Genomic DNA, 10,247 nt, shown 5'->3' with positions numbered 1-10,247 from the left:
CCCTAAGTGGCCGTTACCGCAGGAATGGATATGTACGCGGTAAGCTTCAAGATCCCGGTCGCCTACCAGTCCGCTTTCGCGAGCAAGCCAGCTCCCACATTGGGTCTGTGGTGTGACAGATGGATCTGCTGGGGCTGGAATACCGCTATCGCAGGCAAGCCAGCTCCCACAGAGGACATGTGAACGCAGGTTCATTGCTCCGCTCCCGGAGCGCCCGCCTTGGCCTCTTGCTGAGCCTGACGCCGCTGCAACTGCTCCCGATCAAACCCCTCGATATACACCTGCGCCGCCCGCCCAACCGGTGCGGCCATCGCAGGCCCCGTCGCCCGCCCCTGATTCAAATCCTGGCGCTGCTCCACCATCTGCATCAAATTCAGATTGTTGGCGCAGCCCAGCGGCAAGGTCGCCTTGAAATCCTCGTCCAGTCCAATCTCGTCCTTGGCCGGCGGCTGCTGGCACTGGCTTGGCACCCCGTCCGCCTGATACTGCGGCGAGTAATACACCGGCGCCAGATGCGTCTTGCAGCCCACCACCAACAGGGGCAAACACATCAACAAACGCGAAACTTTCATGCCATGCCCCCTCATCAATTCATGTAGAAACCAAACGCCCCACCACTGCGCGGCCCCGCCGCTGCGGCGGTCGCAGGCTGCGCATCCAGCGGCGTGGCCAGGGTGCGACTGCGCACCGGCTCCACGAGGTACGGCGTAATCAAAATCACCAATTCGGTTTCATTGCGCTGAAAACGCTTGGAGCGAAACAGGTTGCCCAGGATCGGCAAGTCCCCCAGCAACGGCAGCTTCTCGATGTCCTGGCTGCTCTCACGCTGGAACAACCCGGCAATCGCAAACGTCTGCCCGCTGCCCACTTCCACCCGCGTATCGGCGCGGCGCACGCTGAACGACGGCACATGGAAATTGCCGAAATCCACCGTGCCGCCACTCACCACACTGCTGACCTCCGGGCGCACTTGCAGGGCGATCCGGCCGTTGGGCAACAGCGTCGGGTTGAACAGCAGCGACACGCCGAACGACTTGTATTCGATCCCCACCAGGTCCCGATTCACCGGCACCGGGATCGCCACTTCGCCGCCCGCCAGGAAGCTCGCGGTTTGCCCGGTCATGGCGGTGATGTTCGGCTCGGCCAGGATTTGCAGGATCCCGTTGGCCTGCAACGCGTCGAGCATGCCGTCGATATTGGTATTGCCCGAGCCGCTGCCCGCCGCCGCCAGGCCACCGGCGGTGGCGGCGGCCAGCGGTCCGCCGGTGATCAGGCCAAAGGAGAACGTGCCGTTGCTGAACATGGCGTTCCAGTTAACCCCGTAGTGCAGCAGTTCCGAGCGGGACACTTCGGCGAAGCGCACACGCAAGTTGACCTGGGCTGCACCGGCGTACTCAGTGGTGTTGACCGCGCTCTGGAAGCCCTGGCCCTGTGGGTTGAGCAAGGCATTCAAATCCGTCGCTTCTCCAACCGAACGCACCGTGCCCTTGGCGATCAATCGGTTACCGGCACCGCTGATCTGCGCGCCATTGCCGGGATGCAATTCCTGCATCGGCGCAGTCACTGCCTGGGTCGCGCTACTGACCGCCAGGCTCAGGCTGGCAAGCTGTTTGCCGTCGCTGCCGAGGGCAATCAGGCTGGTATTGCCCGGCGCCTTGCCGAAGATATAGATCACCCCGGGCGACACCACTTGCAGGTCGGCAATCCCCGGCTCGGCCACCAGTACCGACTCCACCGGGGCCACAAAATGCAGGATCCGGCCTTCACCGGAGGCCAGGTTGATAGACCCCTGGGCACCGTTGGCGATGTCCTGGGCACTGCAGAAAAACGAGGTCAACGTCAGCAACAGCAGACAAAAACGGATCATGAGGCAGACGCCAGGGAAGTGACGGAAGCCGCGGCAGGTGCACGGCGGTTGGAGATATCGGTAAGGCTGATGGTCACCAGCGCTTGCAGGTTGTATTCGGTGGCCAGTTCGCGAAACGACAACACCGCCAGCTCCAGTTCACCGCGCAGCACCAGGCGCCGCAGGCTGCGGCGCAGTTCCGGGTGCACCAGCAATACCGCACTGTTGGCTTCAGTGGTTTTGTCGCAGGCCTGGCGCAGTTGGGCGAGCAACGCGCGGTTGACTTCCTCGGGGATCACTTCACGGCTGGGCTCCTGGCGACGCAGGGATGCACGCAACTGGTCTTCCAATCCCGGCGCCAGCACCAGGGCGCCAATCACCCGATTGCGGTCGGCGTACTGATGGCTGATCTGCCGCGCCAACCCTGCACGCAGGTGTTCGGCCAGGCGGCCGGCATCGGTTTCCCGGGCGCCCCACTCCACCATGGCTTCGAGCAAGGCCCGCTGATTGCGGATCGACACGCCCTCTCCCACCAGCAGGCGCAGGGTCTCGGCCACCCGCTGCAACGGCACCAGGCGCAGGGCTTCCTTGACCAGTTCGCCGTAGGTGGCTTCGGTGCGTTCGAGCAGCAGGCGGGTTTCCTGGATGCCGAGGAAGTCTGCGGCATAGCGGCGCAGGCTGCGTTCCAGCACGCCACGCAGGACTTCGTCCGGCAGCAGGAAACCGATGCCGGCGCTGCGCAGTGCGTCTTCGTGCTGACGCTCGATCCAGTGCGCGGCACGACCGTTGAGGGGCGAATCGGCTTGCAGGGTGGCGATGTCCAGCAACTGCACATGCACCGGATCGTCCTGCAACAGCAGGCAGTTGATCGGCATCTCGCCTTCGCTGACGGGTACGCCTTCCAGTGACACGCGGTAGCTGCCCGGCGTGGCCTTGGCGTCCATGTGAATGCCCGGCACCGGCATATCGACGCCGAGGTCGCTGCGAATGTCGTGACACAGCGCTTCGATGCGTTGGCTCAGTAGCTGGCGCGGGGCGCTGAGGGCCAACGCACTGCCGAGGGTCAGCAATACCCGAGTGTCGGGGGCCACGCCATAATCCTGCTCGGCCTGCACTTCAACCACCGGTTCCAGGGTCTCGACCAGCGCTTCAGGCTCTACCTGGTTTTCACGGGTATGACGACGGTACATCACGAAGGCAGCACCACCGAACACCAGCGACAACCCGAGGAACACCCAGGTCGGAAAGCCCGGTATCACGCTGACGCCGACCATGATCAGTGCGGTCAAACCGAGGGCGCGGTAGCTGGCACCCAACTGCTTGAGAATCTCGCTGCCGAGGTCACCCGCTTCGCCGTCGCTGTTGACCCGCGTCACCACGGTGCCCGCCGCTACCGAGATAAGCAGCGCCGGGATCTGTGCGATCAAACCGTCGCCCACGGTCAGCAGCGAATAGGTGTGCACCGCCGCGCCGAAGGCCATGTCGCGCTCGATCATGCCGATCAGCATGCCGCCCAGCAGGTTGACCGCGAGGATCACCAACCCGGCAATCGCATCGCCCTTGACGAACTTCATCGCCCCGTCCATCGCGCCGAACATCTGGCTCTCGCGCTCCAGGCGTGAGCGCCGGCGGCGGGCTTCGGCCTGGTCGATATCGCCGTTGCGCAGGTCGTTGTCGATGCTCATCTGTTTGCCGGGCATCGCATCCAGGGTGAAGCGCGCCGCCACTTCCGCGACCCGCTCGGCGCCCTTGGTGATCACCACGAACTGCGCCACGGTGATGATCAGGAACACCACCATGCCCACCACCACCTGGCCGGCAATCACGAAGTCACCGAAGGCCTTGACGATATGGCCAGCGTCGCCGTGCAGCAGAATCAAGCGGGTGGTGGTGATCGAAAGCGACAGGCGAAACAGGGTGCTGAGCAGGATCAGCGGCGGCAGCGCGGAGAATTCCACCGAGTGGCCGATGTAGAACGCCACGATCAGGATCAGGATGCTCAGGGCGATGTTCAAGCCGATCAGCATGTCCACCAGGTAGGTAGGCAGCGGGATGATCATCATCACGATCGCCATCAGCATGAACGCGACGATGATCACGTCGGTGCGCTGGGCGGCCATGCGCGCGATGCCGTTCAGGCGATTGAGCAGGTTCATGGCGCGGCTCTCCGTGCAGCGAGGTAGCGTTTGAAGCACTGGCGCGCTTCGTCCTTGCGTTCGCCGTACCACAGCGCCCGGGCACGCAGCAGCAACAGGCTGGCAGACTCACCCTCCAGCGCGACCAGCCGATCCAGGGCCGCGAGTGCGCGGGTGAAGTCGCCGCTGTCGGTGAACGCCAGCACCAGCGAGCGCAACAGTTGGCCATCGTCGGGCGCGACACTCACGGCAATCAGCAACATCACCAGCGCGCGCTGGGACTGGCCGTTGCGCCGGTACAGCTCGCCAATGCCCTTGAGCAATTGCACCGCGTCGTCGTTGTCCCGGGGCATCAGGCCTGGACCTCCGAGCGTTGTTGTTCGAGGGTGCGGCGCATCTCGATTTCCTCGCTGATCAGGTCGTGGGCCAATGCCTTGATCTGCGGCTCGGCGTCGAGGTTCGGCAACAGGTGCTGCATCACGTGTTCCAGCAGTTCCAGGGAACGTGCGCTGCCGAACAGCAGCGAGTCGACGCCGGCGGCGCTGGTGAGTTCTTCCAGGTCACTGCGCAGGGAGCGGCGGGACTGGACCTTGCGGGTTTTCAGCAACGCTTCGAAAGCCGTGGCCTGGCGCGAGTTGACCGGGCGGATCGCCTCGACCGGCGCGCTGCGCACGTCACTTGGAATCAACGGACGGGGTTCGACTTTCATCCCGGGGCCTTAGCTGAAAAAAGCAGCGTCATAGGGTGAAGGTGAAGCGTTCTTCGCCACGGGCGAGGATCACCTGGTTGTTCTCGATGCGCTCCAGTACCCAGTTGTCCGCCAGGGCCGCGCCGGGGTACAGGCGCTTGCCGCTGTCATTGATCACATAGGGGTTGGCGCCGAACCACACGGCTTGAAAGCGCACCCGTGGCCGGGCCGCATCTGCACGCACGGCGACCCGCGGGTTAAGCACGATCTGCTGGCCGTAACGCTGGTCGAAGGCTTGTTGCAGGGCGACCCATTGAGGCTTTTGCGCGCGCTCAAAGGAGCCGACGGCGTTGAGTTGGCCATCGATGTCGTTGACCTTCACGGCGTCCAGGTGGGCGGCCTGCAATTGCCCTTCGAACCAGGCCTTGGCCTCGGCACGGGAAGGCTTGGCTGCGGTTGTTTCGGCAACCGGCATTACGGTTTGCGCTTGCGGTGGATCGTTGCGAAATGCCAGGGCGCCGGCGCATACAAAGAGCAACGCGGTGGCGATGATCCAGGGCGTTAACGTGCGTGTCCTCGCAGGGATTTTTTCAGGGCTGCCCGGCAGCGCCAGGCTCACACCCGCCGTGCCGATACGCAGTTGCAGCGGCAGCCGCGCGCGATGGCCGCTACCTTGGGGAATACGGATATCGCCGGCAGTGCCGGTGATCAGTACATCGCCGCCGAGGGCCTCGACGGCCACCTGGGCCCCTTCAAAACGCAGGCGCAGGTGCAACTCGGCAATCCCGGGATCGCTGAGCTGGAGGTCGGCCGCCAGGGCGGCGCCAAGGGTGTAGACCGGCTGGTCGAGCATCAGGGAACTGCCCTGGTGCAAACCGTGGGTCACAAGCAGGGTCGGCGCGCCGTTCGCGGCGGGCAGGCCCAGGGAAATCAAGGCTGTCATGGTTGGGTTTGCCCCCTTGAGAATCACAGGCCGCAACGACGCCTGTGCCGATCAACAACGGTGCAACGGGGTAAGGCAGGTATACGGGCAGCGCCGGCGCTGCCCGCATGGCGAATCAGTTCTGCGGACGCTGTTTGGTGGCGTCGAGCTCTGCTTTTTTCGCGGTGCTGATCTCGGTGATCTTGGCCGACTTCTCGATGGCCATGTTGAAAGTTGCTTCCATCTTCGCGATAGCGTCGTCGGCGCCGCCTGCACTTACTGGTGGAGTAGTAGCCATGTTCAATCTCCTTGCATCGATAGGGAAGTTAAGCCGCATGCAAACCGAAACAAACTCCCAGCGTCAGACAGTGAGTTGGCCATGCAGCCGTCGGTTTGCATGGGAACCATACTACTCACGAACAAAACGCCTTCGCTGTGAAAGCTTGTGAAACGTTCATGGCAGGTGCTGTGAAAAATCCGGCTCAACGTGCCGTTGAGAAAATCTCATCGCCGCGCGGGCGTGGAACTTTTGTTAAAAAACCAATACACGACGAGACCCAATGTTTACGGGGGCACAACCTGAAAAACGAACCAACTCGAACAATTTACGAGCCCGTTACCCTTGGGTAAAAACGTTGATCACTCAACAATTCCAGAAAATAAATCCGACAACTTCACACTTTTAACTAATAGCCATTTGCCCAACTTTGCAGATATTTCCATTTGTAACAAAACCGACTTGATCATCGCGTTTGATAGCTCGGCGCGGGTTAACCCAATAACACTTCGCAACTTTCGCCCGCCCCAGTTAGTGCACTTGCACTAAATATCGACTGATATAAAACAACTTCCAGGTGATCTATGACTGCGATCCCGAATGGCCTTGACCCTGCCGACAACAAAGGCCCGGATGGCTCCCGGAGCACGTTCGAAAAAGCCCTGTTCACCGCCGTCGACAAGCCGGTATTCGACCCCTCGAAAATCCGCGGGCCGTCCATTCCGCTGCCGTACCAGAACGTGCAGGCACCGGTGAACAACAGCATCACCTACACCCCGCTGGGCAGCGACAAACCGGTGACCCTCAAGCAGATCGACAACCCCAGGCTGTTTGAGCAATTGGTCAACCAGTACAACGCACAGCGAAGCGACGCGACCCTTGAGAAGAATCTGGCCGACAGCAAAGGCGCCGGCTACAAGGAGGCAGACGCCAGCACCGTGGCGCCTGGCCTGGGCAACTACAAGGCGATCGGCAGTACCACCGAATTGGGCCCGGGACTGATCCGCTACGAGACCAGTGCCGGCGACAAAATCGTGGTCAGCCAGAAGGAAACACCCGCGCTGTTCGCCCAGGTCAGCGGCGACTCGGCCAAGCTCTTTGCGATCAATGCCAGCCAGGCCGAGGGCTACCGCCTGGCCGGCCCCACGGAAACCATGGACCCGGCAGCGAATATCGGCCCGCCCGAAGAAGTCGGCCCGGGCCTGATTCGCTATACCACGGCGTCGGGCGACAAGGTGATCGTGTCCCAGGACATCACCCCCGCGCTGTACGACCAGGTGGCCAAACTGTATGCCGGCAGCACCGGCGCGGCGGGCGCCTCGGACACGTCCTGGATCGACACCTCATCGTTTGGCGTGTCGGGTGCCAAGGACTGGGACACCATCACCGGCAACACCAGCGGCACGCCGACCAAGGAAGAACTCGACCTGAACCGGCCCAAGGCGGCCGCGCAATTGCTCTCGCAAAACTGGGACGCCTGGGGCCTGCATGGCGCGCCGATCGACTTCGCCAACCCACCCACGACACTCCCCCCCGAGGCTCAGGCCGTACTCAAGTACGTGGCCAGCAGCCCGAGCCTGATGGCCGCGCTGGATACCGGCGGGCGTGGCAAGGCCGACAATGTGATCACCCATTCCGATGTCGACCATTTCATCGACAACGCCGGCAAGGACCTCGGCGCCGCGTCGAAATCCTATGGCAGTTTCCTAGGCAGCAAACCCGGTGACCTGGCCAAGGCGAATGCCAAGTCGGCGGCAATCCTGATGGCCAACGAGAGCCTGGCCGCTGGCGCAGGTCCGGCGATGCGCCCCGGTGACGCCAACCAGCGCAGCAACGACGGCATGCTGCGCAGCGACAACCTGCAAGCCTTGGGCAGCGATTTGGCCCTGAGCACCGAGCTGACCGGCGCAGCGGCCATGTGGTCCAGACCCGGGATGTTCCACGCACTGGAAACCGGCGGCGACAACCCCGCCACCGGCAAGTCGGACGGCATCGGCACCCGCGACAACATCGGCGCCTGGCTCGAAAAACAGGCACCGAAAACCGACAGCGACACCCTGACCTTCCTCGACGGTGCCGCCACTCGTGATGCCGTCGCCGGCGTCGACACCTCGGGCCTGACCGCCGACATCCTGGCCAACCCGCAGAACTACAGCGGCGAACAGAAAGCCGCGGTGCTGGTGCAGTTGACCGATGCACAAACCCGCCTGCTGGTCAGCGACTACGTGCCCCACGCCGGGTTGATGGACAAGTACACCTCGCCCCACTACGGCCTGAACCCCAACGAAGACAAAATCAAGGCACAGCTGCAAAGCGGCATCGAAACCCTCTCGGCCGACCCGGACGTGCAAGGCTTCCTGCAAAACAATCGCGGCCCGGCACTGGCCGACATCGTCGACAGCAACCCGGCGATGAAAGTCGCGATGCAGAACTACTACACCGACGACATCGAGACCGGCAAAAACCTCACCGACAATCTCAACGCCAAGGACCAGAACGGCAAGCAGATCGACATGGGCATGGGCCTGCAAAACGCGGCCAACGATACGACCATCGCCAACCTGGCGCTGGGGGGCAACGGCCATGTGGACCTGACCGGCATCGCCGACAAGGCCGGGCAAAGCGACAACATCCAGCAGTACTACAAAAACCAACTGGTGACCGGCAAGGCCTTTACCGACGCGGTGGCCGGCGGTATGGACCCGACCGTGGCGGCCAGCAGCTTCGCCGCCAGCACGGCCTCGGCCCAGGCCTTCCTCGGTGACAAGGCCTCGGCGGATGACGCCGCCACCTTGCAGGTGAATTTCAACGAAGCCCTTGGCGACGCCCTGCTCGGCGGTGCCACCACCGACACCCTGAACATCACCCTGGGGGACGGCAAGGGCAACTTCGACGAAGCCAAGGTCACTGCCGCGATCAACGACGCCCAGCAAAAAGATCCAGAGATGTTCGTCACCTCGGATGGCGGCAAGATCGACCCGGCGCAAGTGGTGTCGATGCTGCGTTCGGTATGGGACATCGGGCGCCAGGGCAACAAGATCGCCGACGCACTGCCCAAGGCCATCGAAGGCATGAAGTTCGGCGACGTCAGCCCGGCATTCAAGCAAGGCCTGCTGCACATCGGCAGCGCAGTGCTGATGAGCGGCGTGCTGATGGCCCGTTCGGCCAGCGGCAGCAATACGCCGGTGGCGGACGCGAACCGGGTATCCGCCGGGCTGCAATTTGCCGGGCTGTTGATGGAGGGCGGCACCAAATACGCCAAGGAAGCGGGTTACGGTATCACCTGGGTCAACCGCCCGGATGGCGGCACCATTGGTGATTTCCCCGGCAAGGTACCGGTGGGCAAGGGCCCGCTGAGCCCGCAGCAAATCGCCAACCTCGGCGCGGCCGGCAAGATCATTGGCTCGGCGGGCGGGATTATCGGCGGTGTGATCGGGGTGATTGGCGGTGTCGACTCGTTGAAAAAAGGCGACTACCTGAGCGGCAGTTTCTCGGTTGCCACCGGCGTGCTGGGTACGGGTGCGGCGGTGGCCGGGTTGGTGGAAGCCGGGGCCGGGTTGTACGGGGCCACGGAAATCGGCGCGGTGGCCGGGACCATCAGCGGGATCCTCGGCGGGGCTACGGCGATCCTTGGCGGGATCGGCAGCGCGTTCCTGCCCTTCGCCCTGGCTGATGCCCATGGCAAGGCGCAGGACGCGTTCTATGGCCAGCTTGCGCCGGTGCTCAAGCAATACGGCTTGACTGGCGGGCCTACGGAGCCGGGTGATTATCCTGAAGACCCGATCCCGGCGATCAACACCTGACCTTCCCTTGCAGCCTTGCGCGAAGGGAGCCGCGCGGGGTTGTGTTTTTGAACATGCACAAAGGTTAATCACATGACGTATTCACACCGCGGCCACCTTGAAGACAGCGCTATTGAAATCCACTTTGGCCCTTATCGACTGCTGCCCCGACGTCATCTGCTGCTGAAAAACGGTGAGCCGGTGAGCCTGGGGAGTCGGGCCCTGACGTTGCTGATTGCCCTCGCTTCGCGGCCTGGTGAGCTGTTGGAGAAGACCCAATTGCTGGACATCGCCTGGCCACGGTTGGTGGTGGAAGAGTGCAACCTGCGGGCGCAGATCAAGGCGATCCGCCGGGCGTTGGGGGATGATGATTCGGTGTATATCGCGACGGCGACGGGCCAGGGGTATCGGTTTGTTGCGCCGACCTGGGTGGAGCGTGGGGAGCAGAAAAAGCCGGTGGTGTTGGGGGTTTATAGCTGTCGGCGTTGTTTGGGGGATGAGGTGAGGCCGATGCACGGCGTGCGGCAGGAGAGGCTTAACAGTTGAGGGGGGGATTTGGATCGGGGGCATATCCATTATTTGGGTGATGGCTTATAT

At 63.0% G+C, this 10,247-nt stretch carries 9 protein-coding genes; 2 read left to right on the top strand and 7 right to left on the bottom strand.

The features are described from left to right. Nucleotides 1-191: 191 nt before the first annotated feature. From HX807_RS09800 to HX807_RS09770, 7 genes are all read right to left on the bottom strand, one after another. Nucleotides 192-572, bottom strand: a complete 381-nt coding sequence (locus HX807_RS09800) for a hypothetical protein (RefSeq protein WP_003207261.1) — start codon at nt 570-572, stop codon at nt 192-194. 14 nt (nt 573-586) lie between these two features. Continuing rightward, entirely contained in the window at nt 587-1,867 is a 1,281-nt protein-coding gene (locus HX807_RS09795; protein ID WP_008433173.1) for a type II and III secretion system protein family protein, read from the bottom strand. Continuing rightward, entirely contained in the window at nt 1,864-4,002 is a 2,139-nt protein-coding gene (sctV, locus tag HX807_RS09790) for a type III secretion system export apparatus subunit SctV (RefSeq protein WP_134326974.1), read from the bottom strand. Before sctV ends, HX807_RS09795 begins: the two co-directional genes overlap by 4 nt. After that, on the bottom strand, nt 3,999-4,334 hold the full coding sequence (locus HX807_RS09785; RefSeq protein WP_087694813.1) for a lipopolysaccharide assembly protein LapB: 336 nt from the start codon (nt 4,332-4,334) through the stop codon (nt 3,999-4,001). The genes sctV and HX807_RS09785 overlap by 4 nt, the downstream gene beginning before the upstream one ends. Beyond that, nucleotides 4,334-4,690 carry a hypothetical protein gene (locus HX807_RS09780; protein ID WP_003207269.1) on the bottom strand — a complete coding sequence of 119 codons (357 nt, stop codon included), beginning with the start codon at nt 4,688-4,690 and terminating at the stop codon, nt 4,334-4,336. The genes HX807_RS09785 and HX807_RS09780 overlap by 1 nt, the downstream gene beginning before the upstream one ends. 28 nt (nt 4,691-4,718) lie before the next feature. Continuing rightward, nucleotides 4,719-5,612, bottom strand: a complete 894-nt coding sequence (locus HX807_RS09775) for an FHA domain-containing protein (protein ID WP_134326975.1) — start codon at nt 5,610-5,612, stop codon at nt 4,719-4,721. 115 nt (nt 5,613-5,727) lie between these two features. Next, nucleotides 5,728-5,889, bottom strand: a complete 162-nt coding sequence (locus tag HX807_RS09770) for a hypothetical protein (RefSeq protein ID WP_003207273.1) — start codon at nt 5,887-5,889, stop codon at nt 5,728-5,730. Between the two features lie 563 nt (nt 5,890-6,452). Here HX807_RS09770 and HX807_RS09765 point away from each other — a divergent pair. Next, nucleotides 6,453-9,671, top strand: coding sequence for a type III effector HrpK domain-containing protein (locus HX807_RS09765; RefSeq protein ID WP_087694811.1), 3,219 nt, complete (start codon nt 6,453-6,455; stop codon nt 9,669-9,671). Between the two features lie 72 nt (nt 9,672-9,743). Further along, on the top strand, nt 9,744-10,196 hold the full coding sequence (locus HX807_RS09760; RefSeq protein ID WP_177049806.1) for a winged helix-turn-helix domain-containing protein: 453 nt from the start codon (nt 9,744-9,746) through the stop codon (nt 10,194-10,196). Nucleotides 10,197-10,247 lie beyond the last annotated feature (51 nt).

This window comes from Pseudomonas sp. D8002, assembly GCF_013385695.1.
Lineage (GTDB): Bacteria > Pseudomonadota > Gammaproteobacteria > Pseudomonadales > Pseudomonadaceae > Aquipseudomonas.
The sequence above is the reverse complement of the archived record's forward strand: the minus strand, read 5'-3'. Positions and strand labels throughout refer to the sequence as shown.